The following is a 14,948-nucleotide window of genomic DNA, read 5'->3' as shown; positions in this document are numbered from 1 at the left end:
TTTCGGTAGGGAACTGCTGGTGGGAGGGGAGGGGCCGGGACTACTCGAGGTTGGCGTGGCGCAGCCAGAGCTGTTCGGCGGGAGCGTCCGTGTTGTCCCAGAGGGACTGGAAGAGTGCCTCAGTGACGAGGAAGAGCACCTGCTCGAAGAGGGAGCCGGCGTACTGGGCGGAGACGCTGGAGGCGTGGTCGGTCTTCTGAGCAGCAGGGATGGTGACGACTGCGTCTGCGAGCCCGGCGAGGGGGGAGGTGGGATTGGTGGTGAAAGCCGCGATGCGGGCTCCTGCCTTCGCGGCGGTCTCGGCCGCCTTGACCACCCCAGAAGTGGTGCCCGATCCAGAGGCGACCAGGAGCAGGTCACCGGAGCCGATCGCGGGAGTGGTCGTGTCGCCGGCCACATGAACGGTCATGCCCAGGTGCATCAGGCGCATGGCGGCCATGCGTAGGACCAGGCCACTGCGCCCGGCTCCGGCGACGAATACGCGGCCTGGGTGAGCGAGATGCGCTGCAACGGCTGCGACCTCGTGCTCGTTAACCTTGCCCGTGGTGTCCGCGATCTCTTCCTTGACCAGGAACAGGCTGCGGACGATGTCTCCTGGCTCGACGGGCGCGGTCAGCGTGCCGATGGCTGTTGAATTCACGATGTTTCCCTTTCGACTCGAACCGCGTCCCCGTTGGCCGGCGGATGCTTCTTGCGGTTGGCATTCATGATTCCGGGATGGACAGCGCCCGGTAACACTGTTTTCTGATAGTTCTCACTACACTTAAGGGCTGGCCCACGAGATTCTTGCGGGGGACTGCCCAAAAGAATGGTCCACGCCAATCCGAATTAGCGTTTCCCGTGGGCAGTGGGTGAAGGATGATCGACGGGACCGCACTCGAGAGACTCTTTTGGAGGGCAACCGGCGATGGAAACCTCAGATTCTTGTCTCCATGCGTGGATGGGCCAAGAAGCCCTCGCGGAAGCCATGATTCCGGTGATCGGCCGGCTGTACCGCGAGAACGATGTCGTCATGTCCGTCTATGGTCGGGCACTGACCAACAGGTCCACGCTGGAGATCCTGAAGGCGCACCGCTTCGCGCGCCGCGTCAGCAAGGAGGAACTGCCCTTGGAGGAGACGGCACCTCTGCTGACGGCCCTGTCGCAGTTAGAACTGGGCGCTGCCGACATTGATATCGCGCTGCTGAACCAGAGATTCAGGGACGGCGGCGGGGCCTGCGGTTTGGAGGAATTCCTGCGCCGCGAACTGGCCGATGTGGTGGGCAAGCGCGGCGCCGATGATTGTGCCCGCACGGACATCGTGCTATACGGATTCGGAAGGATCGGGCGGTTGCTGGCACGCCTTCTGGTAGAAAAGACCGGGGGAGGCCACGGCCTGCGCCTGCGCGCGGTCGTCGTCCGGCGCGCCTCCGACCGCGATCTAGCCAAGCGCGCCAGCCTGCTCCGCCGCGATTCCGTGCATGGCTCTTTCGAAGGCACCATCAGGGTAGACGACACCTCTGACACCATCACTGCCAACGGCGTTCAGATCCAGGTCATCTACTCGGATGACCCCGCCAGCATCGATTACACCGCTTACGGCATCAAGGACGCCCTGGTCGTGGACAACACGGGCCAGTGGCGCGACACCAAGGGGGTAGCACAGCACCTGCGGAGTAAAGGCGTTGCGCGTGTATTGCTGACCGCCCCAGGCAAGGGCGAACTGAAGAACATCGTGCACGGCATCAACCACCACGACATCACCGCTACCGACCGGATCGTGACTGCAGCCTCCTGCACTACTAACGCGATCGCGCCCGTTCTGCAGGCCATCAACGACAGGTACGGGATCGTGAACGGCCACATTGAGACGGTCCACTCATTCACCAACGACCAGAATCTGATCGACAACTTCCACCGTGGTGATCGACGCGGGCGCTCCGCAGCTCTGAACATGGTGATCACCGAGACCGGTGCGGCCAACGCGATAGCAAAGGCACTGCCAGAACTGGCGGGGAAGCTCACGGGCAACGCGATCCGCGTCCCGACGCCGGACGTTTCTATGGCCATCCTCAACCTCAATCTGGAACGCTGGACTACCAAGGAAGAAGTGAACGACTACCTGCGCGAGGTGTCACTGCATTCTGATCTGCGCGACCAGATCGACTACATCGAGTCATCCGAGGTCGTCTCCACCGACTTTGTCGGTTCCCGCAGCGCAGGCACTGTTGACGGCCTCGCAACCATCTCCAACGGCAGCAGCGTGATTCTCTACGTCTGGTATGACAACGAATTTGGCTACAGCTCGCAGGTCATTCGGGTCATGGAACAGATGGCCGGCTTGAGGCGGCCCACTTTCCCGGCGCCGGATATCGTCGACGAAGCCATCTCGATGCTCGCTGCCGCCGGATCGAGGTAGGGAAACCATCTCCACTGGCTGATGCCCAGGAGTAACCCATGCCCGAAGGTATCGGTCTCTCCGCGCCAATCTCACTGAACCCATGACGGGGGCGGTAAGCTACGACGCCGAGAGCTGTCGATCTCTGACTCCCGATGGACTCGGAGTATTGATGCGGCCGGCCGCTGTCGAGCTTCGAGATCGACCGTGCCGCCCTTGATTCCCATGCAGTGAACCGCGGCGCACCCGGCTTTCGCAACCATCGCAAAGGCCCTTGCTGGCGGCGCGCCCACGGGGCGCCCCGGGGGAGGGGCCAGGGCGCGCCTAAGCGGACTCTGCCTGCCGTGGTCCGTCCGGGTATGCAGGGGCCTAGGCGCCCAGGGTAATCGTCCGGTCGCCGCCGGTCATGGTCGAGAGTGGGAGTTCCGCTTGGCATTCCAGTGCAAGTCGCCCTTCCGACTCCGAACATGCTTGTTAGAAGGAAGGGGGACTGCCGGATCTGAAGAATTACTGGCACCCCTGCGTATCAGGAACGGGTGTATTTATCTGTTCTGCACCCGCGTGCGGCCTATTTGGTGAGAAGTATTGAGACGGTGGTGGCTGCGGCGAGGGCGAGCAGGGCGGTCGTGGTGGTGAGCATGAGTCCCGCTGGGGGCGCCTGGGTGTCGGTGCGGAGTGTGCGGGTGCGGTAGATGACGCAGCAGGCGATGACGGCGGTGGCCGCGGCGGCGGTGCCGGCTGCCAGGCCTAGGGTGAGGGCGTTGCCTTCGATCCTGCCTTCGTGCCTGGACAGGGACCGGCTCCAGGCGCGCCAGATGAGCAGGTCTGAGACGAGCAGGGCCAGCAGGGTCCTTCCCCAGGACAGGGAGGTGCGTTCGGGCTGCAGCCCGGGGTCGCGGGTCTGCTCGTCTGGCGTGGGGCTGGGTGTCATCGGGTGGAGAGGATGAGGATGGCGAAGACCAGGGCTGCGAGGGCGACGACGGTGGTCATGGCCACGAGCAGCCAGGCGTGGGGGAGTTCGCGTTTGTTGCGCATGGCCTGTTCCTGGAGGGACCAGCGCCGGTAGGCCTCGAGGGCCAGCAGGGCGCCGATGGCGGCCAGGATCAGGCACAGGACGATGCGCACCGGGGCGGGGGCGATGTCGGGGGTGAGCTGGTCGATGGCGATGGAGCCGGCGAGGATCGCCATCGAGGTCCTGATCCAGGCCAGGAACGTGCGCTCGTTGGCCATCGAGAACCGGTAGTCGGGCATCTCGCCCTCGCGCCGCCACTGCGGCTCCCTGAGCTTCACCGGCCCTGCCCTTCCGGGAGTGGGAGGGCGATGGTGCGGAAGCCGCAGTTGCCGCTGGAGGAGTCTGGGGTGTTGTGGTTGCGGGCGGCGACGCGGTAGCGGCTGCAGTAGGAGTCGTGGCAGAGGTAGGAGCCTCCGCGCATGACGCGGCCGTTGCCGATCGAGGGCCCCTGCGGATTGTGCCGGGGCGATTTGGCGTAGTACCTGGGGAGGAACCAGTCGGCGCACCATTCCCAGACGTTGCCGGCGACTTCGTAGAGTCCGTAGCCGTTGGGTGGGAAGGAGCGGACGGGTGCGGTGCCGATGTAGCCGTCCTCGGCGGTGTTGTGGGTGGGGAAGGTGCCCTGCCAGATGTTGCAGCGGTGCTCCGCGCCGGGGGTGAGCTCGTCGCCCCAGGCGTAGCGGGCGCCGTGGAGGCCGCCGCGGGCGGCGTACTCCCATTCGGCCTCGGTGGGCAGGCGCCGACCGGCCCAGGCGCAGTAGGCCTGGGCGTCGTGCCAGGAGACGTGGACGGCGGGGTGGTCGGGGATGTCCTGCCAGTGGGAGCGGGCCCCGGCGGGGTGGGCCCAGTCGGCCCCTTGGACGTTCAGCCACCACGGCGTGCCCGCAGCCGTGCCGAGGATGTCGGCGTCGGGGGCGTCGGCGAGGAGGTGGAACACGGCGGAGGACCCGTACCGCTCGGCCTCGCTCCGGTACCCCGTCGCCTCCACGAACGCGGCGAACATGCGGTTGGTCACCGCCGTCGCATCCATCCGGAATCCGTCGAGCTCCACCGCGTGGACGGGGATTTCGCCGTCCGCGGCGTACCCCTCCCCGAGCCCGTCACCCATGAGGAACTCGCCGGCCGGGATCACCACATCGGCGTTGTGAAGCGATACGGCGGGCGTGTCTGGGGCCGTGGCCGGGCGCGCGCGGAGCGTGAGCGGCTGGGAACCGGCTGTAGCCACTCGGCCTGGGCTGCAGCAGGACGGAGGAACCGAGTGCGGTTCGTGGCCGGCGTTGTTCACGGTCTCTCCTCAGCGGTCATCTCGATGCGGCTCAGGCTACTTCACGAGGCTCGGCTTCGGCGCCGATCCCGGTGAGTTCGTCGGGATCGGAGGCCAGGTCGTACTCGACGTAGGCCTCCACCGTGGCGACGGTGAGGGCGGTGACGAGGGGGCCAGCGGTGCCCTTGCCCTCCTTGGACAGGCTGTACGGGGCCCCCTGGAGCGGGCGAAGCCGGCCGGATCGAACTGCGGCCGCGGATCTTCTCGCCCTGCGGGTGACCCAGCGGGCGACCTGGCGGTTGGTGAGGCAGGAGGCCATCTGCAGCGCCGTCCCGTACGCACCGCCACGCTGCTTCTCAGGCGCGTTGATGACATGCCAGCGCTTGTGCGGAAGGAGTGGCTAGTGGCTCTGCGCCTGCCGAGCGGCCGCACCTGCCGGCACAGGCAGGAGCGCTATGAGGGAGTCGGCCAGCATGTCAATCAGGAGGCGGGACCGCTCGTCGTCGGGGTCGGCGAGGTGCTGCATGCTGATCCCGTCGATGCCCGATATGAAGAGCCGCGCGAGGAGGTCGAGATTGTCCGGGGCGTCGGTGCCCGCGGCTTGTGTGGCGGAGTGGAAGAGCCGCGCCGTGGAAGTGACCCATCCCTCGTACATTGATCGGTTCTGCGCCCTGGCTATTGGCTCGTGGTCGGGGGCCTCGCGGAAGCGGCGCAGGAGCAGTTCGAAGGTCGTGACCTGCTCGTGTGGCCGTTCGCGAATGCGGTCCCAGATGCGGTGTGCGTGCTGGCGGATTACGTGGGGGAGGCCTGCGCCGATGTCGTGTATGGGCGAGAGGCTTTTCGCATAGTCGCGGCTGAGGTAGTGGTAGACATCCTGAAGGAGCTCCTCCTTGCTGCGGAAGCAGTAGTGGAGGGCTGCCAGCGGCGCGTCGGCCTCGGCCGCGATGCGCCGCGTGGTGGCAGCCTGCAGGCCCTCAGAGGCGATGACTCTGGCTGCGGCCTCGACGAACTGCAGCCGCCGTTCCTCGGCCGGGATCCTCGACATCCGTCAGTCCTCCTCTGTCATCCGACCATCCTAGGGCGGGTAGTCAGTGCGCCCAGCTTCAGGGCGTTGCCAGAAAAATCATACTCCAGAACTTGGTCATTTGATCTAGTCAAGCGACCAAGTTCTGGTGCATGATGTTGGGCAGATCACACAGGGCCGCCCCGCAGCCGAGGAGGAACGTCATGCCGAAACGCCCCGTGGCAGTAGCCGAGGCGGACCTGGCCATTGTCAATGCGCAGGTGCTGACCATGGACCGTGGTCGGGGGAGCAACCGGATTCCAGCGGACGCGGTCGCAGTCGGCGGAGGACGGATTCTCGCAGTCGGCAGCCGCGATGTCGCAGCCTTGACCGGCCCCCGGACGCGGCGCATCGATGCCAGGGGCGGAGCTGTCCTGCCCGGCATCAATGACGCCCACCTCCACTTGGTCGGTGCGTCGATGGCCGCTTTCGGTTACCTCGATGTGTCCGCTCCGATCGCACCAGGCTGGGATGCAGTCGCCCGCCGTCTGGAGGGGGCAGAGCCGGGTGAGGACGGGTGGGTCCGGGCACGGGGGTGGGACGACGTGCTCATCGGTCCAGCAGCCGGGCAGATCCTCGACGTCCGTCCGGACACGCCGGTCGTGGCCTTCGACTCGACGGGCCACCAGCTTGTTGCGAACCGGGAGGCTCTCCGCAGGGCGGGTCTGGCTGCTTCCACCCCGGACCCCGCGGGCGGGGTCATCGTCCGCGGTGAGGGCGGCGAACCCACAGGGCTGTTCCAGGACGCCGCCATGGAGATCGTCAACCGGGCACTCCCGCCCGTCCCGGCGGCGACGCTGCGGAAGGCGGTCCTTGCCATGCAGCGGCGGCTCCACACCCAAGGGATCACCTCGCTGACAGAGCCAGGGCTCGGTCCTGCAAGCGCGGGGCTGCTGGACGGGTCCGGCTCGGTAGAGGCGATCCGACTGCTCGGCGACCTGGCCGTGTCAGGAGAGCTGATGCTCCGAGTGGCCGTCCTCATGCTTTTCGCCGGAACCGGCGGCGCGGACAGCGCCGCCATCGGGGCCGGGCTCGCCAGCCGGCTCCGGCACGCCTACACGGACCGGGGGATCGCCCCGGAGCGTCTCCGGATCGCCGGCGTGAAGGTCTTCGCCGACGGCATCCCGCGCAGCGGCACGGCGTGGATGGCCGAGCCCTACGGCGACCACTGCACCCGGGGGAGTCTCGTCATCGCGGGGGCCACCGAACAGGACCGGGTGGAGGAGCTCCGCCACATCCTCAGACTGGTGGACCGGGCCGGGCTCCAGGCCGGCATCCACGCTACCGGCGATGCGGCGACCGAGGCCGCAGCCGATGCCCTCGCCGCGGCGACGGATCCCGGCCGCCGGCACTACATCATCCACGGCGCCTTCAGCACACCGGAGACCACCCTCGCACGCATGGCGCAGCACGGGATCGGATACAGCACCAACCCGCTCATCCGCCACGGCGCCGGCGACGCGATGCGCCGCCTCCTCGGCGAGGAGCGCTTCGCCCGGCACCAGCCGCTGCGGACCGCGGCCACTGCAGGAGTCCCATTCACGCTCGCCTCCGACGCCCCTGTGGCGAGCACCGACTGGCGAGAGACCATCGTGGCCGCGGTGCGGCGCGGCACCCGGACATCACCGGGGATTCCCGGCGACCCCGAGGGCATCAGCGGCCTCGAAGCCCTTGCCGCGATGACGGCCGACGCGGCCTGGCAGGACCACGCCGAGCAGTTCAAGGGCACCATCGCCCCCGGGATGGCCGCCGACCTGTGCGTCCTTGCCGGCCAGTGGCCCGACGACGACCGGATCGAGGAGCTCCTCGAGACGGACGTCGCCCTCACCATCGCAGACGGCGTACCCGCCCGCGAGCACGCTCCCCGCTGACTTCAGCCTTCCCCACCCGTCCATCCATTCCTGAGGAGACACCCCATGCAACGAAGCATCCCCGCGGCCCTGGCCGCCGTCCTCGCCCTAGCCCTATCCGCCTGCGGCGGCAGCGCCGCATCAAGCACTTCCGCCGGCTCTGAGGGCTCCCTGACGACCCTCAAGGTCGGCACCATCGGCATCGGCAGCGATGCCGCGATCAGGCTCGCGATCGACAAGGGCTACTTCAAGGAGCAGGGCCTCGACGTGAAGACCTCGGTCGTGGCGAACCCCCCGGCCGGCATCGCCGCCGCCCAGAGCGGCCAGCTCGACCTCACCTACACGCCCTCGATCCCGCTCCTGAACGCGCTCAGCAACAATGTCCCGCTCACTGTGGTAGCCGCCGCCGACGGCTACTCAGAGCAGGCCATGGCGAGCAAGGACATGACCAAGGTCGACGACACCGGCCTCGTAGTCCAGAAGGGCTCGCCGATCCAGCGCCCGAAGGACCTCGAAGGCAAGTCCGTCTCGGTCCCGGCACGCAAGGCCCAGCTCGAAGTCACGGTGAGCAAGCTCGTCAAGGACGACGGCGGCGACCCCTCCAAGGTCAACTGGATGGTCCTCGACCCGTCCTCGGCCCTGCAGTCCCTCAACTCCGGCCGCGTCGACGCAGCTTCCCTCGTCGCCCCGTTCGTCTCCAAGGCGATCTCCCAGGGTGACCGCCTCCTCGCTTCCCCGGGCGTGGCCTTCTTCAAGGCCGGCGCCGTGGGCCTCTGGGTCACCGGCAAGAGCAGCCTGGCCAAGGAGCGCAAGGCCATCGAGGGCTTCCGCAGCGCCATCTACAAGGCGAACGCCTACGCGAACACCCATCTGGACGAGGCCCAGCAGCTCAGCGCCCAGATCACGAACAACCCGATCGATGTGATCAAGGCAGGCGCCGTGAACTACTGGCCCGACAAGGTCACGACGGACGACATCCAGCGCGTCGACGACGCGATGGCCGAGCTCGGCTACCTCAAAGAACCGGTCAAGCTCCCCTCCGAGCTGACCCTGGGCAACTGATGCCCTCCTCCCAAGCACACCCTCGAGGCACCAGAGGAATACCCTCATGAGACTCTCACTCAAGTCCACCGCCGTCGGCGCTGCCGGCATCGCGGCGGCGCTGCTGATCTGGCAGATCGCGGCGGGATCCGGCGCTGCCGGCGGGTCGCTCCCGCAGCTCGGCCGGGTCTTCGGCGAGCTTGCCGCCCTCGGGGCCAGCGCCGACTTCTGGGCAGCTGCTGCCGCGACGGTCGGCATAGCCGTCCTGGGGCTCGCCGCTGCCGGCATCTGTGGCGTGGTGATCGGCATCCTGGTGGGCAGCTTCGAGCCCGTCCGCTACGCGACGCGGGCGGTCCTCGAGTTCCTCAAGCCGATCCCGCCCATCGTCATCCTCCCGCTGGTGGTGCTCGTCCTCGGGCCCACCGGCGAGATGTCGTGGTTCCTGGTGTTCCTCGGCTGCCTCCTGCCCATCGTCATGCAGACCGTCGACGGCGTCCACAGCACCGATCCGGTGGCCAGGGACACGGCGCGCTCCTTCGGACTGGGCCCCGGCGAGGTCCTCGCCCGGATCGTGCTGCCGAGCGCGCTGCCCTACATCGGCACAGCGGTGCGTGTCACCGCTCCGGCCGCACTCATCATCACCGTGGTCGCGGGACTCCTCGGCGGCGGCCCGGGTCTGGGGCAGAGCCTGTACCTGGCGCAGGCAGGCGGCGACTACGCCACCATGTATGCGCTCGTCGTGATCCTCGGCATCCTCGGACTCGCCTTCCAGGCCGCCACGCAGATCGCCGAGCGGCGGCTGCTGCACTGGCACGAATCGTACCGAGAGGCGGTGCACTCATGAGGCGTCTTGGCCTGTGGATCCTCGGAATCGGCATCCCTGTTGTCCTGCTCGCGGTGTGGTGGTTCGGATCCGCCTCCTCGACGGACACCTTCTTCCCGCCGCTTGCCGACATCCTCGACCGGTTCCGTGCCCTGTGGCTCTTCGACCACTTCGCCTCGGACGTCCTCGTGAGCCTGCGCAACCTCGCGCTCGGCTTCGCGGCGGCTGCGCTGGGGGCCGTGGTCGTCGGCTTCGTCACCGCGCTCTGTGCCCCCGTCAGATGGGCGGTCGATCCGCTCATCCACTTCCTGCGCGGCATCCCGCCCGTTGCGCTGGTGCCGATATTCATCTCGCTCATGGGGTTCGGTCCCGAGATGCGGATCGCCAGCATCGCACTGGCGGCTTTCTTCCCCACCTTCATCGCCACCGTGGACGGGCTGCGCGCAGTGGACCGCAACCTCGTCGACGTCACCCACGTCTACCGCCTGCGGCCCGCTGAACGCGTCATGTCGGTGATGCTCCCGGCAGCCGGTCCGCAGATCTTCTCAGGGCTGCAGGTGAGCCTGCAGACAGCGTTCGTGGTCATGATCGCTTCCGAGATGCTCGGTCCGTCGCAGGGCATCGGGGCTATGACGCTCCTTGCCCAGCAGAGCTTCATGATCCCGGACATGTGGGCCGGCATCCTCCTGCTCGGCCTGATCGGCTTCGCCGCAAATCTGGCCTTCGACCTGGTCCGGCGCAGAGTCCTGGCCTGGTACATCGAGTCCCGCAGATTGGCCCGTGCATCATGACAACCTTCCGCCCGCTGCCCGCACCGTCTCCCACTTCTTCCCAGACAGGCCACTCCATGGACACCACCCCCGTGAAGACCACGACAAGGCACGACACCGGGCGCGCACGCCTCGAGGTCGACCACCTGCGCAAGGCCTATGGCACAGGCGCGACCGCCAAGACGGTCATCGAGGACCTCACCTTCAGCGTCGATGCCGGCGAAGTGGTCTGCATAGTCGGACCTTCCGGCATCGGCAAGACGACGCTGCTGAAGTGCCTCGCCGGGCTCCACCCCGCGACGTCGGGACAGATGCGCATCGACGGCCGGACGATCATTGGGCCGCCGCCGGAGATGGCGCTCGTGTTCCAGGACTACAGCCGGTCCCTGATGCCCTGGCTCACCGTCCGGAAGAACCTCGTCCTGCCGCTGCGGCACCTGCACCTGGCGCGCACCGAGCTCAAGGACCGCTGCGACCAGGCCCTCGAAGCCGTGGGGCTCTCGCACGCCGAAGACCAGTACCCCTGGCAGCTCTCGGGCGGCATGCAGCAGCGCGTCGCCATCGCCCGCGCCCTCGCGTACCGGCCCGAGATACTCATCATGGACGAGCCCTTCGCCTCAGTCGACGCGCAGACCCGATTCGACCTTGAGGACCTGTGCCTGAAGATCCGCCAGGACTTCGGCATGACCATCCTCGTGGTCACCCATGACATCGACGAGGCCGTGTACCTGGCCGACCGCGTCGTCGTGCTCGGGTCGAAGCCGGCACGAGTGCTGCGGGTGGTCGACGTCGGCTTGCCCTCCCCGCGGGACCAGATCACCACCCGCTCGCTGCCCGAGTTCGCTGCCCAGCGCACCGAAGTCCTCTCGCTCATCAAGAGGCCAGCATGACAGCCGCAGCTGGCGCACCCGGACCCGCGGCGCCCCCCGGACGGCGCCCGAATGTCCTCATGATCGTCGCGGACCAGCTCAGGGCCGACCATCTGGGCTTCGGCGGCAACACGGTCGTGCGGACCCCGAACCTCGACGCACTGGCCGGGCGGGGCGTGGTGTTCGAGAACGCGACCGTGGCCAACCCGACCTGCATGCCCAACCGAGCCTCCCTCGCCACGGGCCGGTGGCCCTCCTCCCACGGGACCCGCTGCAACGGCATCCCCCTGGACCCCGCCTCGCGCACGCTCATGCGCTCGCTCGCCGACTCCGGGTACCGCACCCTCGCGGTCGGCAAGCTGCACCACCAGAACATGGGCTGGGAGTTCGAGCCCGAGCAGCAGGCCGAGATCCTCGCCACCGCCCCCCTCCTGCTCGACAGCACCGCCCAGGACGCCCGCCCGCGCGGGAGCGGAGAGGGCTGGGACCGGTGGGAGGACCGGGAAGCCCACGAGGCCCGGTTCGTGCCGCTCCCGTCCGACTACTACGGGTACTCGCATGTGGACCTGGTCATCGGGCACGGCGACCACCCCGGCGGGCACTACCTCCACTGGGCCAGAGAGCGGGGCCTCGACCCCGACACCGTCGGCGGCCCGCAGGGCTCGGAGGCGGTCTACCCCGGGTGGGACCAGGTGTACCGCACCGCCGTCCCAGCAGAGCTGCACCCCAGCGCGTACATCGGGGAGAAGGCGGTCGAGCACCTCAAGGATGCCGCGGGCCAGGACGCCCCGTTCTTCCTGTTCGTCTCGTTCCCCGACCCCCACCACCCCTTCTCGCCGCCCGCGGGCTACGACACGCTCTACGATCCGGACAGCATCCCGCTTCCAGTCGGGTTCGACCAGGACCACTCGCACTCGCCCCGCCACATTCGCCACATGGTGGAGCGCCGCGGGGAACCGGGGACCGACCCGACCATGACGTGGGCGGCCACCGCCGAGCAGTACCGGCACGCCGCCGCCGCGCAGTACGGGCTGATCACGCTCATGGACGAGCAGATCGGCCGCATCCTCGACGAGCTCGAAGCCCAGGGCCTCGCCGAGGACACGATCGTGGTGTTCACCGCCGACCACGGAGACCTCTTCGGAGACCACGGCCTCATGCTCAAGCACTTCTGCCACTACCGGGCCGTCACCAATGTGCCGCTCGTCGTGGCGCTCCCAGGCGCCGCGGAGCACCGGGGGAGAGGCAGGAGCCGGGCGCTCGTGGCGAGCCCAGACCTTGTGCCGACCCTCATGGAGCTCACCGGCGCAGACCAGTTCCGGGGGATCCAGGGACGGTCGTTCGCATCGATCCTCCACGGCGGCGAGGACGTCCACCGCTGCGCCCTCCTCATCGAGGAGGACCAGCCGTTCGGCCTGCCCGGTCTGCCGGGACCGGTGCGGATGCGCACCGTGGTGACCCGCGAGGGACGCCTCACCCGCTACTTCGGCGCCGGCGAGGTCGAGCTCTACGACCATGCCCAGGACCCGGGAGAGCTGCACAATGTTGCCGGCCGCCCCGAGCACGCCGGTCTGGAGCGCCGCCTCACGGAAGCGCTCGTGACGCAGATGGCGGTCCTTGCCGACGAGGGAACTGCGCCCACGGCCGCCGCATAGTCTGGGACTACAGGACAGGAGGCATCCGATGCCGGGCGAGCTCCCACGGCCGACGGTGACCTCCCCTGCGGGGGAGTCGGCAGAGGAGGAGGCGCCGCGGTGCTGCGCACCGCCGTCATCCGCCTCGGGCGCCGGCGCCGCCGAGTCGCCCGGCGCCCAGACTGGCGCCGCACCACCGGCACGTCGCGCCCGCTCCTCGGCCCCGGTGCACGACGACGTGTGGATCCCAGCAGCGGCACACCTCATGGGGGGGCCACTTCGACGAGGGCTACCGGGCGGACCGCGAGCGGCCGGTCTACCGGGTAGCCCTCGAAGGCTTCCGGATCGACACCGCGCCGGTGACCAACGCCCAGTTCGCCGCTTTCATCGAGGCGACCGGCTACGGCACGGACGCCGAGAACCTCGGGGGCTCTGCGGTGTTCCACCTGCTCGTCGACTCACCGACGGACACGGTGCTCGGCCCCGTCGCCGGCAACGCACTGGTGGTAGACGGTCCGCGGCGCAGACTGGGCGCACCCTGCCGGGCGCGCTCCTCGTGGCGGGACCTCCCAGACCACCCCGTGGTGCACCTCTCCCACCATGACGCGCTCGTCTACGCCCGCTGGGCCGGCCGCCGGCTCCCCAGCGAAGCCGAGTGGGAGTACGTCGCGCGGCGGCCTCGCTGGGGCGCGCTACCCATGGGGAGACGATGCCGCTCGTGCCGGACGGAGAGCACCGCTGCAACATCTGGCAGGGCACCTTCCCCACCGTCAACACAGCAGAGGACGGCTGGATCGGGACCCCGCCTGTGCGCTCCTACGCCCCGAACGGCCACGGCCTGTGGGACACCAGCGGCAACGTCTGGGAATGGTGCGCCGACTGGTTCTCCGCGTCTACTACGCCCAGTCGCCCCAGACCGCACCAACCGGTCCGGCCCGCGGAACGGCGCGGGTCATGCGGGGAGGCTCCCGGCTCCTACCTGTGCCACCACTCGTACTGCAACCGGTACCGCGTCGCGGCACGCAGCTCCAGCACCCCCGATTCCTCGAGCGGCAACTGCGGCTTCCGCACGGTGGCGCGCTGACGCGCCACCGTGCGTGCAACCTGCTGGCCCCCTCATGATGGCCGGTCCTGTCAGCCCTGCTCGGGACGCGCGGGATCGAACTCGGCGGGGTGCACGGTCTGGCTCAGCAGCCGGCCGTGGGCGCCGAACGTGAAGTGCACAGTGCCCTCCCCGGATCCGTCGCGGCCGAACAGCACCCCGTGGGAACGCATCGCGCCCAGCCGGCGATGGTCGGCGACCGTCACCGACGCGCACGGGACGACTTTCTCCCTCCAGGCGAACACATAGATGCCGGGCCGCACCTGGTAGACCGTGCACTCGTCGGTGTCGGCCAGGCCGCGTTCGGGGCCGGCCAGACACTGCCATGTGTAGAGGCCGGGCGAGAGGTACGCATGCTCGTACGCGTGCTCGCCGCTGTAGACCCACAGGACGCGCCGTCCGACGAGGTCGGCCGACGGGGCCGGCGCCTCGCCCACTGGAACCGCCCCGACGAGCGCCGCCGTGTCGAACCGCTGCGCGACGGCAGTCCGGCCTGGGGCCGCGCCCACGATCTCCGACGTCACCCGCAGCGCCCACCCCCGGGCCGCATCAATGACGAGCGACACCGCCTCGGTCGCTTCCCCGCCCCCGGCAGTCCCGCCACCCTCTACCGCGTACTGCACGTAGTGGAGCCCTTCGTCGACCTCGAACGCCTCGTAGGAGGCGCGCCCCCTGCTTTCCCCAACGCTCCAGTCGACGTGGCCGTCCGCAAACCGGTACCGGGATCCGTCGTCGAGGGCGACTTCACGGCCCTCCAGGGTAAGGGCGGGCGCTGCCTTGGCGGCATCGAACCCCGGGGCGAGCCCGTCAAGGGGGAGCCAGGTCGAAGGATCCGAGTAGACGTTGACGTGCGACTGGGCAATAGGCAGGGACATGGTCTGCTCCTGATGAGTTCCGCGGCACAAGGCCGAGTCCACCCAGTCTGCCGCCCCCCGGGAACTGACCGCTTGACCCTGGACGCGGAGAGCTTGACCCTGGACGCGGAGAGCTTGTCCGACCGCGAACTTCCTGCGCCAGGACCCGTCCCCCGCCATTCGACCGCACGCAGAACGGCGCTCCAGTCCGCTCTGATGGGAGGTGAGCAAACGCTCGCGGACGCGATTCGGGCACGACATCAAATAGCCGCTTGAGACAAGGCGGATT

General features: G+C 68.6%; 15 protein-coding genes and 1 pseudogene. 9 read left to right on the top strand and 7 right to left on the bottom strand.

Going from position 1 to position 14,948, the window contains the following annotated elements; genetic code table 11:
- Positions 1-40: 40 nt before the first annotated feature.
- On the bottom strand, positions 41-640 hold the full coding sequence (gene hxlB, locus SA2016_RS19015) for a 6-phospho-3-hexuloisomerase (protein ID WP_371326636.1): 600 nt from the start codon (positions 638-640) through the stop codon (positions 41-43).
- Between the two features lie 267 nt (positions 641-907).
- Here hxlB and SA2016_RS19010 point away from each other — a divergent pair, with 267 nt between their 5' ends.
- Positions 908-2,398 carry a glyceraldehyde-3-phosphate dehydrogenase gene (locus SA2016_RS19010; protein WP_084249656.1) on the top strand — a complete coding sequence of 497 codons (1,491 nt, stop codon included), beginning with the start codon at positions 908-910 and terminating at the stop codon, positions 2,396-2,398.
- A gap of 547 nt (positions 2,399-2,945) precedes the next feature.
- On the opposite strand, the gene SA2016_RS19005 is transcribed toward SA2016_RS19010, so the two are convergent.
- The 5 genes from SA2016_RS19005 to SA2016_RS18985 form a co-directional block, all read right to left on the bottom strand.
- Positions 2,946-3,308 (bottom strand): DUF202 domain-containing protein, encoded by a 363-nt coding sequence (locus SA2016_RS19005; RefSeq protein WP_066501255.1) that lies wholly within the window; start codon positions 3,306-3,308, stop codon positions 2,946-2,948.
- On the bottom strand, positions 3,305-3,667 hold the full coding sequence (locus tag SA2016_RS19000; protein ID WP_066501251.1) for a YidH family protein: 363 nt from the start codon (positions 3,665-3,667) through the stop codon (positions 3,305-3,307). Before SA2016_RS19000 ends, SA2016_RS19005 begins: the two co-directional genes overlap by 4 nt.
- A complete protein-coding gene (locus SA2016_RS18995; RefSeq protein ID WP_141305649.1) occupies positions 3,664-4,674 on the bottom strand; it encodes a formylglycine-generating enzyme family protein in 1,011 nt (336 codons plus the stop codon). The genes SA2016_RS19000 and SA2016_RS18995 overlap by 4 nt, the downstream gene beginning before the upstream one ends.
- 31 nt (positions 4,675-4,705) lie before the next feature.
- Complete coding sequence (locus SA2016_RS18990) at positions 4,706-4,972, bottom strand: hypothetical protein (RefSeq protein WP_066501249.1); 267 nt, start codon at positions 4,970-4,972, stop codon at positions 4,706-4,708.
- Between the two features lie 81 nt (positions 4,973-5,053).
- Positions 5,054-5,698 carry a TetR/AcrR family transcriptional regulator gene (locus SA2016_RS18985; protein WP_066501247.1) on the bottom strand — a complete coding sequence of 215 codons (645 nt, stop codon included), beginning with the start codon at positions 5,696-5,698 and terminating at the stop codon, positions 5,054-5,056.
- 131 nt (positions 5,699-5,829) lie between these two features.
- Here SA2016_RS18985 and SA2016_RS18980 point away from each other — a divergent pair, with 131 nt between their 5' ends.
- The 8 genes and pseudogenes from SA2016_RS18980 (at position 5,830) to SA2016_RS22385 (ending at position 13,787) form a co-directional block, all read left to right on the top strand.
- The gene (locus SA2016_RS18980) at positions 5,830-7,587 is read left to right on the top strand and encodes an amidohydrolase (RefSeq protein WP_306505409.1); all 1,758 of its coding nucleotides are present in this window, start codon (positions 5,830-5,832) and stop codon (positions 7,585-7,587) included.
- Between the two features lie 45 nt (positions 7,588-7,632).
- Positions 7,633-8,628 (top strand): ABC transporter substrate-binding protein, encoded by a 996-nt coding sequence (locus tag SA2016_RS18975; protein WP_066501243.1) that lies wholly within the window; start codon positions 7,633-7,635, stop codon positions 8,626-8,628.
- Positions 8,629-8,674: 46 nt separating this feature from the next.
- Entirely contained in the window at positions 8,675-9,451 is a 777-nt protein-coding gene (locus tag SA2016_RS18970) for an ABC transporter permease (protein WP_066501241.1), read from the top strand.
- Positions 9,448-10,221 carry an ABC transporter permease gene (locus SA2016_RS18965; protein ID WP_066501240.1) on the top strand — a complete coding sequence of 258 codons (774 nt, stop codon included), beginning with the start codon at positions 9,448-9,450 and terminating at the stop codon, positions 10,219-10,221. Before SA2016_RS18970 ends, SA2016_RS18965 begins: the two co-directional genes overlap by 4 nt.
- 56 nt (positions 10,222-10,277) lie before the next feature.
- Positions 10,278-11,090 carry an ABC transporter ATP-binding protein gene (locus tag SA2016_RS18960; RefSeq protein ID WP_066501239.1) on the top strand — a complete coding sequence of 271 codons (813 nt, stop codon included), beginning with the start codon at positions 10,278-10,280 and terminating at the stop codon, positions 11,088-11,090.
- Entirely contained in the window at positions 11,087-12,724 is a 1,638-nt protein-coding gene (locus SA2016_RS18955) for a sulfatase family protein (RefSeq protein ID WP_066501237.1), read from the top strand. The genes SA2016_RS18960 and SA2016_RS18955 overlap by 4 nt, the downstream gene beginning before the upstream one ends.
- 65 nt (positions 12,725-12,789) lie before the next feature.
- Positions 12,790-13,323, top strand: a pseudogene (locus SA2016_RS22690) (SUMF1/EgtB/PvdO family nonheme iron enzyme); the annotation flags it as partial.
- Positions 13,324-13,412: 89 nt separating this feature from the next.
- Entirely contained in the window at positions 13,413-13,787 is a 375-nt protein-coding gene (locus SA2016_RS22385; protein WP_257125816.1) for an SUMF1/EgtB/PvdO family nonheme iron enzyme, read from the top strand.
- Between the two features lie 50 nt (positions 13,788-13,837).
- Here the strand turns inward: SA2016_RS22385 and SA2016_RS18950 are convergent, their stop codons facing one another.
- Entirely contained in the window at positions 13,838-14,680 is an 843-nt protein-coding gene (locus SA2016_RS18950; protein WP_066502869.1) for a MoaF C-terminal domain-containing protein, read from the bottom strand.
- Between the last annotated feature and the right edge of the window lie 268 nt (positions 14,681-14,948).

This window comes from Sinomonas atrocyanea (assembly GCF_001577305.1).
GTDB classification, from domain to species: Bacteria; Actinomycetota; Actinomycetes; order Actinomycetales; family Micrococcaceae; genus Sinomonas; species Sinomonas atrocyanea.
The sequence above is the reverse complement of the archived record's forward strand: the minus strand, read 5'-3'. Positions and strand labels throughout refer to the sequence as shown.